This window comes from Pseudomonas wayambapalatensis (assembly GCF_049942315.1).
GTDB lineage: Bacteria > Pseudomonadota > Gammaproteobacteria > Pseudomonadales > Pseudomonadaceae > Aquipseudomonas > Aquipseudomonas wayambapalatensis.
The window spans coordinates 1-20,574 of record NZ_JBNFMU010000207.1 but is presented as its reverse complement, the minus strand read 5'-3'; the positions used below and the strand labels follow the sequence as shown (position 1 = coordinate 20,574).

Sequence of the window (20,574 nt, the reverse complement as noted above, 5' to 3'; positions counted from 1 at the left end):
CTTGAAAAATCCTTGCACGTCACTTTAAATTGTTATGTTATAACAATAATATTCATCATCTTTTTGTCGACATGAGTGCCCTTCGCAATGGAGAGACGCACCTTCCTACAGCTGCTGTTTGCCGGCTGCACCTTGCCTGTCAGCCGCCTGGTGCTGGCCAATACCGCCGAGCAGGTTCGCGGTGCAGTATTGCGCCAGGGGGCAGAAGGCACGACCCTGCTGCTGGACCTCAGTGGCCCGATACCCGCTCGCACCTTCACCCTGGAAGCGCCACCGCGACTTGTTCTTGATCTGCAAGGCGCGGGGCTGGCGACTTCGCTTGATGGGCTGGCCCTCAAGGGCACGCCGATCAAGGCAATTCGCAGCGCAGCGACTGCAGACGGCGGCTTGCGCATTGTGCTGGACCTGCGCTCATCGGGAATTTCCGGCGAGTTGCAGACGCTCGCCCGCGGTCGGCAGTTGGCCCTGCGTCTTGGCGGATTGCCAGTTGCGGCCGCAGTGCCGACGGGCAAGGCTGTCGGGAATATGGCACCGCCGCAGGGGCGTGACCTGTTAATCGTGATCGATGCCGGTCACGGCGGCAAGGACCCAGGTGCCGTCGGCAGTGGCGGTGAGCAGGAAAAGCTTGTAGCACTGGCCATCGCCCGCCTGCTGGCGCGACGCATCGATGCGCAGAAGGGCTTCAAGGCGCGCCTGGTGCGCAATCAGGACGTGTTTATCCCGCTGCGCAAACGTGCCGAAATGGCCCAACGGCTGAACGCCGACCTGTTCATTTCCGTGCATGCCGACGCGGCGCCGAGGCGCACCGCATCCGGTGCCTCGGTGTTCGCCCTGTCCGAGCATGGTGCTACTTCGACAGTGGCGCGCTGGATGGCACAACGCGAGAACGATGCCGATTTCGTCGGGGTATCCAGCGTGTTGAAAAAGCCACCCAAGGACCCGGTGGTGGCAGGTGTGCTGCTGGACATGTCGATGAATGCGACCATCTCCACCAGCCTGGACCTGGGGCATTCGGTGCTTGGCCAGCTCGAAGGCGTGGCCGGTCTGCATCAGGCCCGGGTGGAGCAGGCGGGTTTCGCGGTGCTCAAGTCGCCCAGCGTGCCTTCGATCCTGGTGGAGACTGGCTTCATGTCCAATGCCCGGGATTGCCAGCGGCTGCAGGATCCTCGTCACCAGCGCAAGGTCGCCGAAGCTATTTTCGCCGGGCTCGACAAGCACTTTCGCAGGCGCGCCCCCGATGGCAGCTACCTGGCCGCGCTCGCCGCGTACCGCCTGGCCGAGCCTGGCGCCCAAGGCTGAAGCGGGCCGCTTCGAGAACGCAGCGGGCTTGCGTATACTGTGCGCCTTTACGGTCCAGGGCTGAACCCTGCGACCCGCTCACGGATCGCGCACAGAGGCTTGCCAGTACGATGACGCAAGGATGGACTTCCACCACTGAGGCACCGTTGATCTCGGTCGTCGCCCCCTGCTACAACGCCGAGAAGTACCTGGAGGCGGCACTGGCGAGCATCTTTGCCCAGGACTACCCGAACTTTGAAGTCATCATCGTCGACGACGGCTCCAGCGACCGAAGCGTCGAGATGCTCCGCGCGTTGCAATCGACCTACGATTTCACCTTGCTGACCCAGGCCAACCAAGGGGTCAGTGGTGCGCTCAATACCGGCCTGCAGCATGCCCGTGGGGTCTATGTCTCGACCCCCGATCTCGACGACATCATGCTGCCGAACTCCCTGAGTGTTCGCGCCGCCTACCTGGACGCCCACCCAAAGGTCGGTTGTGTCGGTGCGTTGATCGTCTACATGGACACCGAAGGCCGCGACATCAAGGCGCAGCAACGCACCGAAATCAAGACCTTCGATTTCGCCGAGATCCTGCGTGACGCAGTGGTCGTCGGCGCGCCCGGCTCGCTGTACCGGATGGAAGCGATGCGCGCGGCTGATTTCTACGACCCGGCCATCAAGGTCCAGGATTTCCAGATGACCTTGCGCATTGCTGCCCAGGGCTACGAGATCCACGAGCTGCCGGTGTGCGTCACCCGCTACCGCCGCCACCCCAACAACCTGTCGCGCAAGTTCAAGGTGCTGCTGGAGGCCGATCTCAAGGCCATCGCGCCCTACCAGCAGTATCCGGGCTATGCCCGTGGGCGTTCGGTGCTGGTGCACAAGGCGCTCAAGTATGCCGTGGTTGCCGACAAGGCCTACGCCTGGGATCTGCTGCGCAGCATTCCCCTGCGCCACTACAACAAGACCACCCTCAAGCGCATCAAGCGCCTGATGTTCCACCGTTGATGCCGATCGAGGAGCGCCTGCCGTGAAATTCTTCAGGAACCTGGCCGAGCGCCGCGAACGCAAGCGTCTGCGGGCGATGGACAAGCTTGAGCGCGTATCTGAAAAAATCCGCATGCGTTATCCACGATACAGTGTTGGCGTGGGCAGTTATGGCGTGCCAGAGGTCACAGAGTTCGGTGAGGACTCTGTGTTGCGTATTGGCAGCTACAGCTCCATTGCCGCTGGCGTGCAGATTCTGCTAGGGGGTGAGCATCGCGCCGATTGGGTCAGCAGCTATCCCTTTCCTGCCATGGTTGAGGGGCTGGAAGACATTACCGACTACGATCGCAGCAAGGGCGACGTGGTGATCGGCAGCGACTGCTGGATCTGCACCAATGCGGTGATCCTTTCCGGAGTCACCATCGGCCACGGCGCCATCGTTGCCGCCGGGGCGATGGTCACCCGCGATGTACCGCCATTTGCGGTGGTTGGTGGCAACCCGTGCAAGTTCATCCGCTGGCGCTTCGACGAGCCGGTGCGTGAAGCCTTGCTGGAGGCGGCCTGGTGGGACTGGCCGATGGAAGAGGTCAAGCAGGTGGCGCGCATGCTCAGCAGCGCTGACCTGGACGCCTTCCTCGGATACGCCAGAGCCCGTCAGGGCCGCTGAGGCTCTATCGCTCGATTGACCGACTCCAGCGCGCGTTCCACTGCGGTCGCTGCTGGTTGACCTCGTCCCAGTTCACCACCACGGCGCTCTGCTGATACTGCTGCATCGCCTCGACCTGGCCGCGGGTGCGTTCGGTGGTCGGGGTCGTGGGGTTGGACGGAATCTGGTCGCCTTCCTCCAGCGCCGGGGCTTGGGCCGCAGGCGTCAGCAGGTAGGCGGCGAGCTTCTGCGCCAGCTCCGGCTGGTCGTTGTTGGCCACCACGCATTCGGCGAAGTTCAGCACCACTGCCCCTTCCTTGGGCTGGGCGTAGGCCACCGGGATACCCTTGGCCTGCAAGGTGGTGACCTGGGTGGGCGTCAGTGGGAACAACGCGGCCTCGTCGGTCTGCACCATCTCGGAGATCTTCGCCGAGCTGGCGATGTACTCCAGCACGTTCGGCCCGACCTGCTTGGGCCAGGCCTTGAAGCCCGGTTCGACGTTGCTTTCGTCACCGCCCTGGAGGCGGTTGTACATCAGGAAGCCGTGCAGGCCGAAGGTCGAGGAGGCCAGCGACTGGAACACCAGCTTGTCCTTGAAGCGCGGGTCTTGCAGGTCGCTCCACGAGGTTGGCGCGGCCCAGCCGTTCTTCTCGAACAGGCGGGTATTGTAGGCCAGCCCCGTCACGCCGAGGCTGACGGCCACGGCTTCTTCCTTGATGCGTGCCTTCTGCGGAATCTGCGACAAGGCCTCGCTGGGCTGCAGCTTGCTGCACAGCCCCATCGAGATCGCCCGGTACATGATGCCGTCGTCAAGCATCACCACATGCATCTGCGGCTTCTTGCTGTTGGCCTGGACCTTGGCCAGATGGTCGGCCGAGGTGCCGGGCACGATCACCACCTTGACGTTGTTTGCCTGCTCGAAGGCCGGCAGCACCTTGTCGGCGTAGGTACGCTCCATGGTGCCGCCGTTCATGCCCAGGTACAGGGTCGGGGTGGCGGCCTGCAGCGTGGGGCTGGCGGCGAGCAGGGTCAGTGACAGGCAGGACAAGCCGGTGCCGAGGATACGTTTGACGTGTTTCATGAAAGCGACCTTCCTCTTAGTGGTTGGAGGCCAGGTCGTGACGGACCTGGAAACGACGGATGGAAAATGCCTCGATCGGCTGCCTGCTGGCGCCGTCGCAGACGAGCTCGGCCAGTGCCTCGCCGACCGCCGGGCCGATCTGGAAGCCCGCCCCGGCAAAGCCGAAGCCATGCAACAGGCCGGGTTGGGTGGTGCTGGCGCCGATCACCGGCTCGTGGTCGGGCAGATAGCCTTCGGTGCCGCTCCAGGTGCGGATCGCCTGGGTGCCAGCCAGAAACGGGTAGAGTTCGACGGCGTTGCGCAGGATCGCCAGCACCGCTGACTGCCCTGGGCGAGCGCGTTGTGCGTCGAGGGCAAAACCACGCCCGCCGCCGAGCACGCAATTGCCGCGGGCGACCTGGCGAGCATAGATGCCGCCACCCTCGACACCGGTGCTGGCATTCATCACCCAAGGCAAGGGCTCGGTGACCAGCATCGCCGGGTGGCCGGACTCCATCGGCACCGGCTCGCCAAACTGCGCCGCCAGATCGGCGGCCCAGGCACCGGCACAATTGAGCAGCCACGGCGCGCGCAGGCGCAGGCCGCTCTGGGTGTGCAGGATGAAGCGCTGGCCATCATGCTCGACGCGGCTGTCGCCGGCCTGCTCGATGACCCGTGCGCCCTGCTGGCGGGCGGCACGGGCGAAAGCGGGGGAGACCAGGCGTGGGTTGGCGTGGCCATCGTCGGCGCAGTACGAGGCGCCGACGGCGATCTCGCCGACCCAGGGGTAGCGGGCGCGCAGGGCGGCGCGGTCGAGTAGTTGCAGGTCCAGGCCGTGGTCGCGGCTGGCCGCCTCATAGCCTTGCAGTGCGACGAAGTCGGCCTCGCTGCGTGCCAGTTTCAGGTGCCCGGAGCGCAGGTATTCGCCATCGATGCCGATCAATGCAGGCAGCTCGCCCCAGATCTGGTGTGCCCGTTGCGACAATGGCAACTGCGCCAGGCTGCGCCCCTGGCGGCGCACGCCGCCGTAGTTGACACCGCTGGACTGGGCGCCGCAGAACCCACGTTCCAGCAGGGTTACCGAACGGCCACGCCGGGCCAGGGCAAGCGCCGCCGAGGCGCCGACGATACCGGCGCCCATGACGATCACCTCCGATTCGATCCACGGGCTCATGCGTCATGCTCCACGCCGAAGGGCAGGGGTTTGATCGGTGCCTGGGCGCGCAGACGGCCGACCTCGTGCAGGGCCTTGCCACTGCAATGGGCGATGATTTCCGCCGCTGCCGCGCCGCACATGCGGCCCTGGCAGCGGCCCATGCCGACCCGGCAGTGAGCCTTGACCCGGTTGATCTCCCAATGGCCTTCGCCGACCACGGCGCGCAGCTCGCCGACGCTGATTTCTTCGCAGCGGCACACCACCAGATCGTCCGGTGCCTGTTCAGCCCAGTGCTCGGGGAAGGGGAAGGCGGCTTCCAGCCCTTCACGGAAACGGCCAATGCGCGTCAGGCGTTTTTCCAGGGTGCGGCAACGCTGGGGGGCGACGGTTTGGCCGAGGTCCTGCAGCACCGCCAGGGCGGCGCGTTCGCCAGCCATTTCGGCGGCGTCGGCGCCCATGATCCCGGCGCCGTCGCCGGCGAGGTAGACATCGTGCTCGCTGCTGCGCCCGGCCTGGTCGCGGCGCGGCAGCCAGGCTCGGTTGAGCGTGCTCCACTCGAATGCGCAGCCGAGCAGGTCGGCCAACTGCGTTTCGCTGCGCAGCGCATGGGCAAAGGCCAGCGCATCGCATTCGGTGTCATGTAGCTGATCGCCCTTGCGCCATACCGCCCGTTGCACCTGTTGCCCGCCTTCGATGCGTTCCAGCGTCGCGCCCTGATGCACCGGCACGCCATGGGCGCTGAGCCAGGCGCGGTAGTACAGGCCCTTGCCCAGGGTTGCCGGTTGCTCGAGCAGCTCAGGCAGGGCGCGGCACTGGGCGCTGAAGGGCGCGCTGTCGAGCACGCCGAGGACCTTGGCACCGGCCTTGGCGTACTGGTAGGCGACCAGGTAAAGCAATGGCCCGCTGCCGCAAAACAGCACGCGCTCGCCAATGGCGCAGCCCTGGTGCTTGAGCGCGATCTGCGCGGCCCCCAGGGTGTAGACCCCGGGCAGCGTCCACCCCGGCACCGGCAGCACCCGGTCGGTGGCGCCAGTGGCGATGATCAGGCGCTGGTAGGGTAGGTGCGCGGCATGGCCGTCGCGCAGGGTGTCCAGGGCGCCGTGCTCGGCGTTCCATACCAAGGTGCCGGGGCGATAGTCGATCTGCCCGGCAAGCGCATCGAGGGTCTGGTGCAGCGCGCTGGCCTTGCGGGCCTCGAAACCATAGAGCTGGCGCGCCGGTCGCGTGAAGTTGGCCGGCTGGCGGCGATAGATCTGCCCGCCGCCCTGGCTGGCTTCGTCGATCAGGACTGGATGCACACCGTGCTCCACCAGCGTCTGCGCGGCGCGGATCCCGGCGGGGCCGGCTCCGACGATCACCACGGCGCTCATGGCCGGCGCCCCGGTTCGCGCAGCACCTGCTGCCCGGTTTCCAGCGCGGTGGCGCAGGCGCGTACGCGGCGGCCATCGCCCAGCCGTACCCAGCAGTCCTGGCAGGCGCCCATCAGGCAGAAACCGGCGCGCGGCTCGGCGCTGAAGTCGCTGCCGCGCAGGTGCGCGCCGCTGGTCAATATGGCGGTCAGCAGGGTGTCGCCGAGCAGGCCGCAGGCCGGCTCGCCGTCGAGGGTGAAGTCCAGCACCGGGCGCTGGTGCTCGGCGAGGCGTTTGAACAAGGCCATGTCAGTGCTTCCCTACCAGGACCCGATCCAGGCCATAGACCCGGTCGAGCAGAATCATGGTCACCGCTGTCAGGGCGATCACCAGGGCCGACACCGCAGCCATCATCGGATCGATGGACTCGGTGGCGTAGACGTACATCTTCACTGGCAGGGTCTGGGTGGCCGGCGAGGTGACGAAGATCGACAGGGTCACCTCGTCGAAGCTGTTGATGAACGCCAGCAGCCAGCCGCCGGCGATACCGGGCAGGATCATCGGCAGGGTGATCTTGCGAAACAGCGTGAAGCGGCTCGCACCCAGCGACTCGGCGGCCTGCTCGGCGCTGCGATCGACGCCGATGGCGGCGGCGATCACCAGGCGCAGCACATAAGGGGTGATCACCACCGTGTGCGCCAGGACCAGCCAGGTGAAGCTGCCGTTGACCCCGAGCAGGGCGAACAGGCGCAGCAGCGCCACCCCTAGCACCAGGTGCGGAATGATGATCGGCGACAGGAACAGCACGTTGAGAAAGTCGCGTCCGGGGAACTGCAGGCGCGTGATCGCAAGCCCTGCCGGCACTGCGATCAGCGTCGCCAGGCTGGCGGCGAGAAACGCCAGCTGCAGGCTGTTTTTGAAGGCTTCGAGGAAGTCGGCGCGCTCGAATACCGCTTCGAACCAGCGCAGCGAGAACCCCGCCGTAGGAAGGCTCAAGGTGTTTTCCGGGGTGAATGCCACCAGGCACACCACCACCAGTGGTGCGAGCATGAAGACCACCACCAGGCTGTGGAAGGTCAGGGCCAGAGGACCGTTCTTGGACATGAGTTACCCCAGCGATTTCTTGTAGCGGCGTTCGATCATGCGGTTCCACGACAGCATGATCAGCAGGTTGACCAGCAGCAGGGCGATGGCGATGGCCGCGCCCATGGGCCAGTTCAGGTCGGCCAGGTACTGGTCGTAGACCAGCGTGGCGACCATCTTCAGCCGGCGCCCGCCGAGCAGGCCGGGGATGGCGAAGGAACTGGCCGCCAGGCCGAAGACGATCAGCGTGCCGGACAGCACCCCCGGCATCACTTGCGGCAGCACCACCAGGCGCATGACCTTGGCCTGGCTGGCGCCCAGTGACAGCGCGGCCTGTTCGGCGGCGGGGTCGAGCTTCTGCAGGCTGGTCCAGACCGGGATGATCATGAACGGCAGCATCACGTGGACCAGCGCGACGATCACCGCGAACGGGGTGTACAACAGCTTCATCGGCGCGCCACCCAGGGCCTGGATCGCGTGGTTGACCAGCCCGTCGGCGCCCAGCAACAAGCTCCAGCCGAAGGCGCGCACCACCACCGAGATCAGCAGTGGGGTGAGGATCACCACCAGGAAGATCGAGCGCCACGGGCTGCCCATGCGGCTGAGGATGTAGGCCTCGGGTACGCCGATCACCACGCACAGCAGGGTGACCAGGGCGCTGATCCAGAAGGTGCGCCAGAAGATTTCGAGGAAGTAGCTGTCGCCGAGCAGGGCCAGGTAGTGCTCGAAGGTCCAGTGGTCGGCGCGGATGCCGACTTCGTAGTCGAACACATTGAACGACAGCACCAGGGTCAGCAGCAGAGGCACGACCAGCAGGGCGGCGAACAGCGCCAGTGCCGGCGCCGACAGCAGGTAGCCGCGCAGGTCACGGTGTTGCCTGGCGCAAGTGGCGGGGGCAGGCATGGCGCTGTTCATGCGCTCACCTCGTCGGCAGCGAGCACCCGCAGTAGCTCGGGCTGCCAGTCCAGGCCGACATCGACACCTTCACCGAGCGGTGCGCTGCCATCGTTGCGCCGCACCACGGTCAGTTCGCCCAGCGGTGTGCCGATGCGGTACAGCCATTGGCTGCCAAGGAAGTAGCGGGTCAGGATGCGGCCCTGCAGGCGACCGGCGCCGTTGTCGAGCAGGTCGATCTTTTCCGGGCGCAGGCTCAGGGTCAGGCTGGCGTCGCGGCTGTGTTGCACCTGTGGCAGGCCCGCGCCGTCCAGCTCGCCGGGCAACAGGTTGGCCTTGCCGACGAAGTCGGAGATGAAGCGGGTGCGCGGGTGTTCGTAGAGGCGATACGGCTCGTCGACCTGGGTGACGCGCCCGGCCTGCATCACCACCACGCGGTCGCTGATCGACAGGGCTTCGGCCTGGTCGTGGGTGACCATCAGCGTGGTGATGCCGACTTCGCTCTGGATCCTGCGGATCTCGAACTGCATCTCTTCGCGCAGGTTGGCGTCGAGGTTCGACAGTGGCTCGTCGAGCAGCAGCACCGGTGGTTCGATCACCAGCGCCCGGGCCAAGGCCACACGCTGGCGCTGGCCACCTGACAGTTCGCGTGGATAGCGTTCGGCATGCCGGTCCAGGCGCACCAGCGCCAGTACCTCGGTCACCTTGCGGCGAATCTCGGCTTCGGGCTGCTTGCGCATGCGCAGGCCGAAGGCGACGTTGTCGGCCACGGTCATGTGCGGGAACAGGGCGTAGCTCTGGAACACCACACCCAGGCCACGGCTGCTGGGCTTGGCGTGGGTGATGTCGCGTCCGTCGAGCAGGATGCGGCCGCTGCTGACGTCGACGAAGCCGGCGATCATCTGCAGGGTGGTGGTCTTGCCGCAGCCTGAAGGTCCGAGCAAGGAGACGAATTCGCCTTGTTCGATGGCGAGGTTGGTGGCGACCACGGCGTCGATCGCGCCGTAGCGTTTGCAAAGATTGTCCAGTTGCAGAAAGGCCATGACTGCGTTCCACCTGTCTTTTGTCGCGTGTCGGGCACACTTGTTGTTGGGGGCAGATGCAAGGAGGCAAATCGAGGACCGATGAATACTCACGAGGCCACCGGTGTGTTGTTCGATTTGTCCCGGTGGACGCAGAGTAGGCGCAAGCCTAGGATGGCCTCAATGGCGAATTTCACTGAGTCGAGCACTATTTTCAGTTTTATTCGCTCAGTGAAATTCAGGTAAGGACAAGCACAAATTGAATTCCGATAAACGAAATCAGGAAGAGCCTGGGGTCAGTGTGGTCTCGCGCTTGTTCGCGGTGCTGCGGGTATTGGGCGAGGCGCCGGTGGAGGGCATGCGGGTGATCGAGCTGGCCGAGCAGGTCGGCCTGTCGCAGCCGACCGTGCACCGGCTGGTGCGCAGCCTGGTGGATGAAGGCATGGTCGAGCAGGAGGCGCGCAGCAAGCGTTATCGTTTGAGCCTGGCGTTCTTTGCCCTGGCGGCGCGGGCAGGCAACAGCGGCAACCTGCGCGATCTGGTGCGGCCCAGCTTGCTGCGTCTGTCGGCCTCGCTGGGGGACTCGCTGTTTCTGCTGGCGCGCAGTGGGTTCGATGCGGTGTGTCTGGATCGCAGCGAAGGGCCGTATCCGATCCGTACCTTCACCGGCGATATCGGTGGGCGTGTGGCGTTGGGCGTGGGGCAGGGGAGCCTGGCGATCCTCGCCTTCCTGCCGGAGGAGGAGCGCGAGGCGGTGATTCGCAACAATCTGCCGCGGCTACGGGATTTTCACCTGTACGACGAGGTGTTCCTGCGTGCGGAGGTGGAGAACGTGCGGCGCCAGGGTTATGCCGCACGCAATACCGGCGTGCTGCCCGGCATGGCCGGGCTGGCGGTGCCGATCCTCGATGGCAATGGCCATGCCGTGGCGGCGTTGAGCGTGGCGACCATCAGTGACCGGCTGGGGCCGGAGCGCCTGCCGATGGTGGTCGAGTTGCTCAAGCGCGAAACGACGGCGATCGGGCCGAGGATCAATCCGTTCGATCCGACCTTGCGCCATCCTTCGCGGGTGTTCGGGGAGTGAATGTCGCGGTGTCCCTTTCGCGGGCAAGCTCGCTCTTACCCTGTGGGGGCTTGCCCGCGAAAAGAACAGCGCAGTACCGGCGATCAGGTCCTGAACTGCTCCATCAGTGCCTGCTGCTGATTGGCCAGGCGGTTCAGCGCCTGGCTGATCCGCGCCGACTCTTCGGCCTGCCCTGACAACGACTCGGTCACATCACGAATACCCGCCACGTTGCGGTTCACCTCCTCAGCCACCGCGCTCTGTTCCTCGGCCGCCGACGCGATCTGCAGGTTCATGTCGCTGATCACCGCCACGGCCTCGCCGATTCGCTGCAGGGCCGGGAGCGCCTGGTCCATGCGCTGGGCATTGTCCTGGGCCTGGCGTTGACCGGCCTGCATGGCATCGACCACATCGCGCGTGCCTTGCTGCAGGCCTTCGATCACCACGCGGATCTCCTCCACCGACACCTGGGTGCGCTGGGCCAGGTTGCGCACCTCGTCGGCGACCACGGCAAACCCTCGGCCGGCTTCGCCCGCACGGGCGGCCTCGATGGCGGCGTTGAGGGCCAGCAGGTTGGTTTGTTCGGCGATGGCGCGGATCACCTCCAGTACAGAGCCGATCTGCTCGCTGCGCCCGGCCAGCGAACGGGCTTCGTCCATGGCCGCATCCATGCCCGCGGCCAGGTTGGCGATGGTCTGGCGGGTACTGGCGACCAGTTGCAGGCCCTCCTGGCTGGCCTGGTCGGCACCTTGCGCAGCCTCGGCAGCCTGCGAAGCGTTGTGGGCGACATCCTGCGCCGTGGCGCTCATCTCGTTGGCGGCGGTGGCCACCTGCTCGATCTCGCGGTGCTGCAGTTGCATGCCGGCACTGGTCTGGCTGGCGATGGCGGCCGACTGATCGGCCGTGCCGCGTGCTTCGTGCAGCGACGCCTTGACCTGGGCGATCACTGGCTGGAGCTTGTCGAGGAAACGGTTGAACCAGCCTGTCAGCTGGCCCAGTTCGTCGTCGCGGGCGTAGTCCAGGCGTCGGGTCAGATCGCCCTCGCCGCTGGCGATATCGCGCAGGCGCTCGGCCACGGCCAGGATTGGCCGCGTCACGCCGCGGGCGGTCAGCCACACCAGCAGCAGGCCGAGCACGGCAGCGACCAGGCCGATCAGCAGGCTGGTGAGGTTGGCCTGCTGGTTGTGGGTGTCCAGACGCTGGTTGACCGCCACGGCGGGGGCGCGCAGCACCGCTTCAGGCACTTCCAGCAGCACCTGCCAGGGCGCGGCGCCAGGGATCGGTGCGAACGGATGGGAGACGCGCAGCATCCCGCCTTCCTGGCGCTCGACTGGCTGACCGGTGCGCATCGGTGCCACCAGTTCGCGCACCGCCTCACCCAGCGCCTGCACCAGGGGCTTGCTCAACTGGCTGGCGTCCTGGCTGTGCCCGGCCAGCAGGCCGACGGGGCTGACGATGCTGACCTGGCCCTGGCCTTCGAACAGCTCCTGGCGCCCAGCCAGGCTCAGTTGCTGTAGGTTGTCCAGGCCGATGTCCAGGCCGACCACGCCGATCACCTTGCCGTCTTCCAGCAGTGGCAGGGCGATGCTGGTCATCAGCACCTGACGGCCGTTGACTTCGTCGAAGTAGGGGTCGAGCACACAGGCCTTGGCGGTTTCCAGCGGGCAGGTCAGCCAGCGGTTGTAGGCTGAGCCGTTGGCGCCGATGCTGGTGTCGGCCAGCATCGATTCGGGCATCGCTTCGGAGGCGACGTCGCCTGAGCCTTCGCGCGACCAGTACAGCGAGAAGCGCCCTTGCTCGTTGCTGCCCAGCTCGGCCTGGCCGCTGAAACGCGCGTCCTGGTGCTCCAGGGCGTCCGGTTGAAACACCAGGTAGAGGCCGATCAGGTCAGGGTTGCCTGCCAGTGCCGTACCGGCTTGCTTGACCAGTTCGCTGCGCAACTCGTCGCCCCCGCGCGCCCTGAGCACCTGCACCACGCGGGCGAAGCCATTGCCGTACTGATAAGCGTCCATGAAATAACGCTGGATGCGCAGCGACTGGGTCTCGGCGTGGGCCTGCAGGCGCAGTCGCGCGCTCTGGTCGAGCAGCTCGGTGTTGGCGGTGAACACCTGTTCGGCGCTGCGTCGGGATTGGGTCAGCGAAGTGGCCACCAGCAAGGCGACCACCGCCAGCAGGCACAGCCCGGCGAGCAGGGTGATTTTCCACTGGATGGAGAGACGGCGCAGCGACATGGAGCGTTTCCTTCTCGATCAAGACAACGTCCGCGTTCAGGCGCGGGCGTTGTCGGCAGGGTGGGTCATTCGGCCACGTAGCTTGGCGGGGCGACGCGGAATGCCTTGGTCAGCCAGGCCAGGTACAGCACGCCGCACAAGGCCCAGGCGCCGCCGAACGCCAGTGAGTGCTCGTCCAGGTCGATCCACAGCACGGCGATGATGCAAAAGCCTATCGTCGGCAGCACCAGATACTTGAGGTTGTTGGTCAGGCCCTTGTTGCGCCGTTCGCGAACATAGCAATGGTTGATGACTGACAGGTTGACGAAGCTGAAGGCCATCAGTGCGCCGAAGTTGATCACCGAGGTGGCGGTCACCAGGTCGAAGAAGATCGCCGACAGGGCGATCACGCCCACCACCACGATGTTCAGCACCGGGGTGCGATAGCGCGGGTGCAGACGGGCGAACAGGCGGGCCGGGATCACCTCGTCGCGGCCCATCACGAACAGCAGGCGGGACACGCTGGCCTGGGACGCCAGGCCCGAGGCGATGGTGTTGATCACCGTGCAGGCGATGAACACCGACTGGAACAGCTTGCCACCGACGTACAGGGCGATTTCCGGCAGGGCCGCTTCATGATCCTGGAAGCGGTCCATGGTCGGGAAGTACGCCTGGATGAAGAACGACATGATGATGAACACCACGCCGCCGATCAGGGCGATCAGGAAGATCGCGCGTGGGATGGTGCGTGCCGGGTCGCGGGTTTCTTCTGACAGGCAGGTGACGGCGTCGAAGCCCAGGAACGAGAAGCACAGGATGGTTGCGCCGGCGACCAGCGCGCTGAACTGCGTCTGTTCATCGGCGAACGGCGTCAGCGTCCAGGCCGTGCCCAGCCCTTCGCCCTGGTGCAGGCCGCGCACGCAGAGGTAGACGAACACGGCCATGATCGCGATCTGCGCCGCCACGAACAGGGTATTGAAGTTGGCCACCAGGTTGATGCTGCGCATGTTGACCAGGCTGATCAGGGTGACGAAGGCCACCACCCAGACCCATGCCGGCACCTCGGGGAACATTGCCGACAGGTACAGCTTTGCCAGCAGGGCGTTGACCATCGGCAGCAACAGGTAGTCGAGCAGCGACGACCAGCCGACCAGGAAACCGACGTGCGGGTTGATCGCACGTTGCGTGTAGGTGTAGGCCGATCCCGACTCCGGGAAGCGCCGCACCAGCGTGCCGTAGCTCACGGCGGTGAACAGGATACCCAGCAGGGCCAGGATATAGGCGCTGGGCACGTGACCGGCGGTAATGCCGGAGACGATGCCGAAGGTGTCGAAAACGGTCATCGGTGCGATGTACGCGAGACCGATGATCACCACCTGCCAGAGGCGCAGGGACTTGCGAAACTGCTCGTGACGATTGGCAGGGTGCTCAGGCTGCATGCTGGCACTCCCGGCGAAGGCGGGACGAAGCGGGCGACGGGCACGGCAAGGTCGAGCGGATGGGCTCCATGTTGTTCACCTTTTATAGCGGAGCGAAGGTTCGCGCGTGGGCGCGTGATCAGTACGGGCGGGGCCGGCGAAACGGCGGCGCCTGGGGGCAGGGGCGGACAGGCATGATGGCGGCGCGGTCTTTTTTTCTTGATGTGGAGGGCGCGGAGCAAGGTGGGGAAAATAAAAGACGATTGGACGGTTGAGTGTCAAGTTAAACATGACAGAGTGATTGATTTTCAGGTTTTTATCGGCTTTTTAATGGGTGAAAATGGGTGTTCATGGATATTTAGGGCAAAAAGCAGATTTTAGTGTTCGTAAAATTTTACGATCGGCACCGTCGGAGTCATCTGTCGGCAGTTGTAGGACGCGTCGCAAGTGCAGGAAAATCTCCGGGGTGGACACCGCGCCAGGCAAGCGACAGTGCTACGCTTGGCACCCCGGTCGCGTGCTTCGCGCCACCACCAGCCCTATGGACAGCAATCGGTTCTATTCATGAAGAAATCAGTAGGCATCCTTTCCGGCCTGGCCGTCGCCATCGCCGTCGTCACCACTGCCGGCGCCTGGTACACCGGCAAACAGCTGCCGACGGAGCTGGAGCAGTCCATCGCCCGCGGTAACGCGGAGTTGCAGAAGGCGCTGGTCGGTACGGGTGGCACCATGACCATCGAGCTGGTCTCGCTGGACCAGCACCTGTTCACCAGCGATGCGCAGTACCGGCTCAAGGCCAGTGACCTGCGTATCGGCGAAGGTGCGCCGGTGAGCTTCGAGGTCGGTGTGACCGACCACATCGAGCATGGCCCTTTCCCCTGGTCGCGGGTCAAGGCGTTCAAGCTGCTGCCGGTGATGGCGGTCAGCAACAGCCAGTTGCAGAAGGATGACAACACCGCATCGTGGTTTGCCGCCGCAGGCGACAAGTCGCCAGTGGTCGGCCAGGTCAGCCTGGGTTATGGCGGTGGTGTCGAGAGCGACATCCGGCTGGCGCCGGTCAAGCTGGACGAAGGTGATGGCAATGTCCTCGACTTCGCCGGCATGCAACTGGTGCTCAAGGGGGATCGTGAAGGCAAGGCGGTTGAAATCCACGGCAATGCCGAGCGCCTGGACATGACCCTGGTTGGTGATGATCACCCGCCGGTCAAGTTGCAGTTCAATGGTTTCAAGATCGGCGGCGAGCTGGCCAGTACCGGGCACGACATGATCTATGTCGGCCACCTGAACCTGCTGCTGGCCGATCTGCAAGCCACGCTCGGGCCGAAGCAGGACGTGCTGGTGCTCAAGGGGCTGGAGCAGAACAACCTGTACAGCGCCGAGGGCCAGGACAAGCTGGGCGGGCGCCTGGAGTACAAGGTGTCCGATATCACCTACGCCGGTCGCGCGGTAGGCAGCGGGCAAATGGTGCTGAGCATGAAGTCGGTGAACATGCCGGCCACCCAGGCACTGCTGGAGTGGTATCAGACCAAGGTGCCCGAGCTGCAGGAAGCTGCTGCCCGTGGCGAGGCGGTGCCGTCGTTGAACATGAGTCCCGAGGAGACCGCCAAGGTCCAGGGCGACCTGCAGAAATTGTTGGCCGACAAGCCGCAGCTGGCGCTGGAAGACCTGTCGTTCAAGACGGCGAATGGTCAGAGCCACTTCAACCTGTCGCTGGACCTCGCCAATCCGACGTCCTTCGACCTGCCGCCAGACCAGATCGCCAAGCAAATGGTGACCCGCCTGCAGGGCAAGCTGTCGCTGTCCAAGGCGATGGTCGGCGACCTCGCCACGCTGCAGGCGCTGCTTGACGGTCAGACCGACGCCCAGGCCATCGCCCTGCAGTCGGGCCAGGCCGGGGAAATGCTCGGCATGATGGCGCTGCAGAGCGGCATGGCCACGGTCGAGGGTAACGACGTGGTGTCGAGCCTGCATTACGCCGATGGCATGGTGGACTTCAACGGCAAGAAGATGACTGTCGAGGAGTTTGCGGTGCTGATGAGCATGCACCTGGCGGCTTTGTCACCACAGGGCTGACGATTGCCTTGAGTTCTGCGCGGGTAAACCCGTTCCTGCAGTGGTGGTGTACCTCTGGGGGCGGGTTTATCCGCGAATGCCTTATCCTGGCAAAAACACCTTTTGCATTCCCCCGATTGCCTGTAGCCTTCGCCGTCCGATAATAATCCGCGCCCGCAGAGGGGTCGCGATGGCCCGCCACTGCCGGCCATCCGGCACCGTTAGCCGATCTGCCAGGGCCGGGTGGTACACTCGACTGACGCGCACGCAGGTCCAGCGATCATGACCCAGATTTCCGAACGTCTCCTGGTTCAAGCCCACCTTGACGCCAAGCAGCCCCATCCGCTGACGCCCGCGCAGGAGGCCGATTACCGTGCGGCCATCGCTGCCGAGCTCAAGGCGCAGAATGCGGTTCTGGTTGCCCACTTCTACTGCGATCCGGTGATCCAGGCCCTGGCCGAGGAAACCGGTGGTTGCGTTTCCGACTCGCTCGAAATGGCCCGCTTCGGCAAGAACCATCCGGCTGAGACCGTGGTGGTCGCCGGTGTGCGTTTCATGGGTGAGACCGCGAAGATCCTCACCCCGGAAAAGCGCATTTTGATGCCGACCCTGGAAGCCACCTGCTCCCTCGACCTGGGCTGCCCGGTGGAGGAGTTCTCGGCGTTCTGCGATCAGCACCCGGAACGTACCGTGGTGGTTTATGCCAACACCTCGGCAGCGGTAAAGGCGCGTGCCGACTGGGTGGTGACCTCCAGCTGCGCGTTGGAGATCGTCGAGACCCTGATGGACAACGGCGAGACCATCATCTGGGGCCCGGACCAGCACCTGGGCCGTTACATCCAGAAGAAAACCGGCGCCGACATGTTGCTGTGGGACGGTGCCTGCATCGTTCACGAAGAGTTCAAGTCGCGCCAGTTGGCCGACATGAAGGCGCTGTATCCGGATGCAGCGATCCTGGTGCACCCGGAGTCGCCGGAGTCGGTGATCGAACTGGCCGATGCGGTGGGGTCTACCAGCCAGCTGATCAAGGCAGCGCAGACGCTGCCCAACAAGACCTTCATCGTCGCCACCGACCGCGGCATCTTCTACAAGATGCAGCAGCTGTGTCCGGACAAGGTATTCGTCGAAGCGCCGACCGCCGGCAATGGCGCCGCCTGCCGCAGTTGCGCGCACTGCCCGTGGATGGCGATGAACACGCTGGAGCGCACGCTGGATTGCCTGCGCAAGGGCAGCAATGAGATTTTCGTCGAGCCTGCGCTGATTCCGCGTGCGATCAAGCCGCTGAACCGGATGCTGGACTTTACCCAGGCGGCGCGTCTCAAACTCTCCGGTAACGCCTGACGCCAGACTGCCGCTCCCTCAGTGTGTGATGTCCTCGCTCGCTGTGGGAGCGGGCTCGTCCCGCGATTGGGGCGCGCAGCGGCCCCTGTCCATATCAGCGCATCATGTCCTTGACCATCCGCTGCTGCTCCATGATCTCCCGCTGGCGCTGGTCGATCTGCGAAGCCAGTGGGAAGTTGCTTCCTGCCCGGCGCTTGGCGTAGTCCAACTGCTGGATTGCCTGATCGAAATCGCCCACCAGCGTGAAGTACTCCGCCCGTGCCCGGTGCAGGCCAATCGTGTTGCCTGACAGCCCGCGCACCTCGGCTACGTCGTACCAGACATCCGGGTCGTCCGGCCGGTTCTTGACCAGGTCGTCCAGCACCTTTTCTGCTTCGGCTGGCTTGCTCTGCTTGATCAGCAGGTCGGCGCTCACCTGCTTGAGCGGGTAGTTACCCGGATACAGCCCTTGCATGCGGGTGACGCGCTGCTGGGCATCGGCCAGGCGGTTGTTGGTGATGTCCAGGTCGATCTGCGCCAGGTTGTAGGTGATGTCGTTGGGCGCCTTGGCCAGCAGCGGCTTGAGGTTTTCCCGTGCCTCGTTCAGCTGGCCACCCTTGATCTGCGCCAGGGCCAGACCGTAGCGGGCAGCGTCGAGGTTGGGGTTTTCGTCAAGCTGGGCACGGAAGCGCTTGGCCGCGAGGCCCGGCGTGCCTTCGTAGGTGAGGGCGACGCGGGCGCGGATCAGTTGGTAGCGCAGGCTGTCTTCGACGCCGCCTTTGGGCGCCTGTTCTGCGCGGTTGCGGGTGTCGGCGATACGCGATTCGGTGACTGGGTGGGTCAGGAGGAATTCCGGCGGCTTGGCGTCATAGCGGTACTGGCGGGCCAGGCGCTCGAACATGCTCGGCATGTTGCGTGGGTCGTAGCCGGCCTTTTCCAGGTTGAGGATGCCGATGCGGTCGGCTTCCTGCTCGTTCTGCCGCGAGAAGCGCCGCTGTTCCTGCAGGGCAGCGGCCTGGGTGCCGGCGATCACGCCGATCCCGGCATCGCCACCGCCACCGGCAGCCAGCACGATACCGGCCAGCAGCGCCGCCATCATGGGCAGTTGCATACGCTGCTGGGCCTCGACGCCGCGGGCGAAGTGGCGTTGCGACAAGTGCGCCAGTTCGTGGGCCAGCACCGAGGCGTACTCGCCTTCGGTCTGGGCGTTGAGGAACAGGCCGCCGTTGACCCCGACGATGCCGCCGGGCGCGGCGAAGGCGTTGAGCTCGCGGCTGTCGATCAGGATGAATTCCAGGCGCCGGTCCTGCAGCTGGCTGGTCTCGGCCAGCCGGTACACGCTGGTTTCGACGTAGTCCTTGAGCTGTGGGTCGTTGAGCTGGTTGACCTGTCCGCGCAGCAGGCTCAGCCAGGCGCGGCCCAGGTCGTGCTCCTGTTTCGGCGAAACGATCGCAGAGCTGGCATCACCCAGCGACGGCAGGTCGTCGGCATGGCCAGGAAGGGCCATCAGGCAGGCCAGCGTCAGCAGGGTAGGGCGCAGTAGATTCATGCACGAAGCTCGCGTCGATCAAAACCCTTACTGTAGCCCGCTCGCACCTTGCCGACCAGTGGCGGTATCCTACGGACATCGTCTGCAACACCTTATTGCGCCCGCCATGGAGACTCCTGATGATCGACACCCCGACCTGCGACGCTGAGCTCGACGCCAGCGGGCTGAACTGCCCATTACCGCTGCTCAAGGCGAAAATGGAGCTCAATCGCCTGGCCAGCGGCGCGGTCCTCAAAGTGGTGGCCACCGATGCCGGCTCGCAGCGTGACTTTCGCACGTTTGCCCAGCTTGCCGGTCATACGCTGCTTCGTGAAACGGCCGAGTCAGGGACCTACACCTACTGGCTACGCAAGGCCTGAGTCTTCTTTCCCAAGGATCGTCAATGTTCAAAGTGCTTCGCGACTGGATGCAGCGCTACTTTTCCGATGAGGAAGCGGTGGTGCTGGCGGTCCTGCTGTTCCTGGCCTTCACCGTGGTGCTCACGCTCGGCGGCATGCTCGCGCCGGTGCTGGCGGGCATGGTCCTGGCGTTTCTCATGCAGGGGCTGGTCAACGCCCTGGAGCGCTTCAAGGTGCCGACGCGCATGGCGGTGTGGCTAGTGTTCGCCCTGTTCATGGGGGCGCTGGGCGTGTTCCTGGTAGTGCTGGTGCCGTTGCTGTGGCACCAGTTGATCACCCTGTTCAACGAGTTGCCGGGCATGCTCGGCAAATGGCAATCGCTGTTGTTGCTGCTGCCGGAGCGCTATCCGCACCTGGTCTCCGACGAGCAGGTGCTGCGCGCCATCGAGTCGGTGCGTGGCGAGATCGGCAAGTTCGGCCAGTGGGCGCTGACGTTCTCGCTCTCCAGCCTGCCGCTGCTGGTCAATGCGATGATCTACCTGGTGCTGGTGCCGATCCTGGTGTTCTTCTTCCTCAAGGACCGCGAGATGATCGCCCGTTGGGTCAGCGGCTACCTGCCGCGTGAACGCAGGTTGCTGACCCGCGTGGGCGACGAGATGAATCGGCAGATCGCCAACTACATCCGCGGCAAGGGCATCGAGATCCTGATCTGCGGCATCGCCACCTATATCGCTTTCATCAGCCTGGGGCTCAACTACGCGGCCTTGCTGGCGCTGCTGGTGGGGCTGTCGGTGGTGGTGCCCTACGTGGGGGCGGTGGTGGTGACCGTGCCGGTGACCCTGATCGCGCTGTTCCAGTGGGGCTGGGGTGATCAGTTCTTCTACCTGATGGCGGTGTACGCGATCATCCAGGCGTTGGATGGCAACGTGCTGGTACCGCTGCTGTTCTCCGAAGCGGTGAGCCTGCACCCGGTGGCAATCATCTGCGCGGTGCTGCTGTTCGGTGGGCTGTGGGGGTTCTGGGGGATCTTCTTCGCCATTCCCCTGGCGACGCTGTTCAAGGCGGTACTCGACGCTTGGCCGCGGCAGGAGCCGACGGTGGCGCCACTACTGTAGGACTGTGGTGTTCTTTTCGCGGGCAAGCCCGC

The 20,574-nt window shown here is 65.0% G+C and carries 17 protein-coding genes and 2 pseudogenes; 8 read left to right on the top strand and 11 right to left on the bottom strand.

Annotation, left to right across the window (positions count from 1 at the left end; genetic code table 11):
• Window positions 1-87 precede the first annotated feature (87 nt).
• The 3 genes from ACPZMI_RS17575 to ACPZMI_RS17565 all read left to right on the top strand — a co-directional run bounded on the left by ACPZMI_RS17575 (window position 88) and on the right by ACPZMI_RS17565 (window position 2,934).
• Window positions 88-1,299, top strand: coding sequence for an N-acetylmuramoyl-L-alanine amidase (locus ACPZMI_RS17575; RefSeq protein ID WP_426352735.1), 1,212 nt, complete (start codon window positions 88-90; stop codon window positions 1,297-1,299).
• A 110-nt stretch (window positions 1,300-1,409) separates the two neighbouring features.
• Window positions 1,410-2,288 (top strand): glycosyltransferase family 2 protein, encoded by an 879-nt coding sequence (locus ACPZMI_RS17570; RefSeq protein WP_186667165.1) that lies wholly within the window; start codon window positions 1,410-1,412, stop codon window positions 2,286-2,288.
• A gap of 76 nt (window positions 2,289-2,364) precedes the next feature.
• Complete coding sequence (locus ACPZMI_RS17565) at window positions 2,365-2,934, top strand: CatB-related O-acetyltransferase (protein WP_186709582.1); 570 nt, start codon at window positions 2,365-2,367, stop codon at window positions 2,932-2,934.
• A 4-nt stretch (window positions 2,935-2,938) separates the two neighbouring features.
• Here ACPZMI_RS17565 and ACPZMI_RS17560 read toward each other — a convergent pair whose 3' ends face one another.
• Genes ACPZMI_RS17560 through ACPZMI_RS17530 form a run of 7 tightly spaced genes read right to left on the bottom strand, consistent with a single transcriptional unit; the run spans window position 2,939 to window position 9,498 of the window.
• On the bottom strand, window positions 2,939-3,994 hold the full coding sequence (locus ACPZMI_RS17560; protein ID WP_426352734.1) for an ABC transporter substrate-binding protein: 1,056 nt from the start codon (window positions 3,992-3,994) through the stop codon (window positions 2,939-2,941).
• Window positions 3,995-4,010: 16 nt separating this feature from the next.
• Window positions 4,011-5,147: an NAD(P)/FAD-dependent oxidoreductase gene (locus ACPZMI_RS17555; protein WP_426352733.1), complete on the bottom strand. Its 1,137-nt coding sequence runs from the start codon at window positions 5,145-5,147 to the stop codon at window positions 4,011-4,013.
• A complete protein-coding gene (locus tag ACPZMI_RS17550) occupies window positions 5,144-6,499 on the bottom strand; it encodes an FAD/NAD(P)-dependent oxidoreductase (protein ID WP_186709571.1) in 1,356 nt (451 codons plus the stop codon). The genes ACPZMI_RS17555 and ACPZMI_RS17550 overlap by 4 nt, the downstream gene beginning before the upstream one ends.
• A complete protein-coding gene (locus ACPZMI_RS17545; protein WP_186667160.1) occupies window positions 6,496-6,786 on the bottom strand; it encodes a (2Fe-2S)-binding protein in 291 nt (96 codons plus the stop codon). Before ACPZMI_RS17545 ends, ACPZMI_RS17550 begins: the two co-directional genes overlap by 4 nt.
• A 1-nt stretch (window position 6,787) precedes the next feature.
• The gene (locus tag ACPZMI_RS17540) at window positions 6,788-7,582 is read right to left on the bottom strand and encodes an ABC transporter permease (protein ID WP_186667159.1); all 795 of its coding nucleotides are present in this window, start codon (window positions 7,580-7,582) and stop codon (window positions 6,788-6,790) included.
• A gap of 3 nt (window positions 7,583-7,585) precedes the next feature.
• On the bottom strand, window positions 7,586-8,464 hold the full coding sequence (locus tag ACPZMI_RS17535) for an ABC transporter permease (RefSeq protein ID WP_186709581.1): 879 nt from the start codon (window positions 8,462-8,464) through the stop codon (window positions 7,586-7,588).
• Between the two features lie 8 nt (window positions 8,465-8,472).
• Complete coding sequence (locus ACPZMI_RS17530) at window positions 8,473-9,498, bottom strand: ABC transporter ATP-binding protein (protein WP_186709568.1); 1,026 nt, start codon at window positions 9,496-9,498, stop codon at window positions 8,473-8,475.
• 238 nt (window positions 9,499-9,736) lie between these two features.
• On the opposite strand from ACPZMI_RS17530, the gene ACPZMI_RS17525 reads away from it, so the two are divergent.
• Window positions 9,737-10,561 (top strand): IclR family transcriptional regulator, encoded by an 825-nt coding sequence (locus tag ACPZMI_RS17525; RefSeq protein WP_411383095.1) that lies wholly within the window; start codon window positions 9,737-9,739, stop codon window positions 10,559-10,561.
• An 83-nt stretch (window positions 10,562-10,644) separates the two neighbouring features.
• Here the strand turns inward: ACPZMI_RS17525 and ACPZMI_RS17520 are convergent.
• The 3 genes and pseudogenes from ACPZMI_RS17520 to ACPZMI_RS17510 all read right to left on the bottom strand — a co-directional run.
• Window positions 10,645-11,235, bottom strand: a pseudogene (locus tag ACPZMI_RS17520) (methyl-accepting chemotaxis protein); the annotation flags it as partial.
• A gap of 267 nt (window positions 11,236-11,502) precedes the next feature.
• Window positions 11,503-12,552: pseudogene (locus tag ACPZMI_RS17515) on the bottom strand (methyl-accepting chemotaxis protein); the annotation flags it as partial.
• Window positions 12,553-12,836: 284 nt separating this feature from the next.
• Entirely contained in the window at window positions 12,837-14,189 is a 1,353-nt protein-coding gene (locus tag ACPZMI_RS17510; RefSeq protein WP_186667155.1) for an APC family permease, read from the bottom strand.
• Window positions 14,190-14,732: 543 nt separating this feature from the next.
• Here ACPZMI_RS17510 and ACPZMI_RS17505 point away from each other — a divergent pair.
• Window positions 14,733-16,241: a YdgA family protein gene (locus ACPZMI_RS17505; RefSeq protein ID WP_426352732.1), complete on the top strand. Its 1,509-nt coding sequence runs from the start codon at window positions 14,733-14,735 to the stop codon at window positions 16,239-16,241.
• Between the two features lie 261 nt (window positions 16,242-16,502).
• Window positions 16,503-17,561: a quinolinate synthase NadA gene (gene nadA / locus ACPZMI_RS17500; RefSeq protein ID WP_186667152.1), complete on the top strand. Its 1,059-nt coding sequence runs from the start codon at window positions 16,503-16,505 to the stop codon at window positions 17,559-17,561.
• A gap of 94 nt (window positions 17,562-17,655) precedes the next feature.
• Here nadA and ACPZMI_RS17495 read toward each other — a convergent pair whose 3' ends face one another.
• Complete coding sequence (locus tag ACPZMI_RS17495) at window positions 17,656-19,089, bottom strand: M48 family metallopeptidase (protein WP_426352731.1); 1,434 nt, start codon at window positions 19,087-19,089, stop codon at window positions 17,656-17,658.
• A gap of 119 nt (window positions 19,090-19,208) precedes the next feature.
• On the opposite strand from ACPZMI_RS17495, the gene ACPZMI_RS17490 reads away from it, so the two are divergent.
• Both ACPZMI_RS17490 and ACPZMI_RS17485 read left to right on the top strand, forming a co-directional pair.
• The gene (locus tag ACPZMI_RS17490; RefSeq protein ID WP_186667150.1) at window positions 19,209-19,448 is read left to right on the top strand and encodes a sulfurtransferase TusA family protein; all 240 of its coding nucleotides are present in this window, start codon (window positions 19,209-19,211) and stop codon (window positions 19,446-19,448) included.
• 23 nt (window positions 19,449-19,471) lie between these two features.
• Window positions 19,472-20,542, top strand: a complete 1,071-nt coding sequence (locus ACPZMI_RS17485; protein WP_186667149.1) for an AI-2E family transporter — start codon at window positions 19,472-19,474, stop codon at window positions 20,540-20,542.
• Window positions 20,543-20,574 lie beyond the last annotated feature (32 nt).

What these genes read in the sequence shown, in the direction of transcription:
- ACPZMI_RS17490 (WP_186667150.1), top strand. Translation starts at nt 19,209, where the DNA reads ATGATCGACACCCCGACCTGCGACGCTGAGCTCGACGCCAGCGGGCTG.
- ACPZMI_RS17545 (WP_186667160.1), bottom strand. Translation starts at nt 6,786, where the DNA reads ATGGCCTTGTTCAAACGCCTCGCCGAGCACCAGCGCCCGGTGCTGGAC.
- ACPZMI_RS17530 (WP_186709568.1), bottom strand. Translation starts at nt 9,498, where the DNA reads ATGGCCTTTCTGCAACTGGACAATCTTTGCAAACGCTACGGCGCGATC.
- ACPZMI_RS17540 (WP_186667159.1), bottom strand. Translation starts at nt 7,582, where the DNA reads ATGTCCAAGAACGGTCCTCTGGCCCTGACCTTCCACAGCCTGGTGGTG.
- ACPZMI_RS17555 (WP_426352733.1), bottom strand. Translation starts at nt 5,147, where the DNA reads ATGAGCCCGTGGATCGAATCGGAGGTGATCGTCATGGGCGCCGGTATC.
- ACPZMI_RS17575 (WP_426352735.1), top strand. Translation starts at nt 88, where the DNA reads ATGGAGAGACGCACCTTCCTACAGCTGCTGTTTGCCGGCTGCACCTTG.
- ACPZMI_RS17535 (WP_186709581.1), bottom strand. Translation starts at nt 8,464, where the DNA reads ATGCCTGCCCCCGCCACTTGCGCCAGGCAACACCGTGACCTGCGCGGC.
- ACPZMI_RS17495 (WP_426352731.1), bottom strand. Translation starts at nt 19,089, where the DNA reads ATGAATCTACTGCGCCCTACCCTGCTGACGCTGGCCTGCCTGATGGCC.
- ACPZMI_RS17570 (WP_186667165.1), top strand. Translation starts at nt 1,410, where the DNA reads ATGACGCAAGGATGGACTTCCACCACTGAGGCACCGTTGATCTCGGTC.
- ACPZMI_RS17565 (WP_186709582.1), top strand. Translation starts at nt 2,365, where the DNA reads ATGGACAAGCTTGAGCGCGTATCTGAAAAAATCCGCATGCGTTATCCA.
- ACPZMI_RS17550 (WP_186709571.1), bottom strand. Translation starts at nt 6,499, where the DNA reads ATGAGCGCCGTGGTGATCGTCGGAGCCGGCCCCGCCGGGATCCGCGCC.
- nadA (WP_186667152.1), top strand. Translation starts at nt 16,503, where the DNA reads ATGACCCAGATTTCCGAACGTCTCCTGGTTCAAGCCCACCTTGACGCC.
- ACPZMI_RS17505 (WP_426352732.1), top strand. Translation starts at nt 14,733, where the DNA reads ATGAAGAAATCAGTAGGCATCCTTTCCGGCCTGGCCGTCGCCATCGCC.
- ACPZMI_RS17510 (WP_186667155.1), bottom strand. Translation starts at nt 14,189, where the DNA reads ATGCAGCCTGAGCACCCTGCCAATCGTCACGAGCAGTTTCGCAAGTCC.
- ACPZMI_RS17560 (WP_426352734.1), bottom strand. Translation starts at nt 3,994, where the DNA reads ATGAAACACGTCAAACGTATCCTCGGCACCGGCTTGTCCTGCCTGTCA.
- ACPZMI_RS17485 (WP_186667149.1), top strand. Translation starts at nt 19,472, where the DNA reads ATGTTCAAAGTGCTTCGCGACTGGATGCAGCGCTACTTTTCCGATGAG.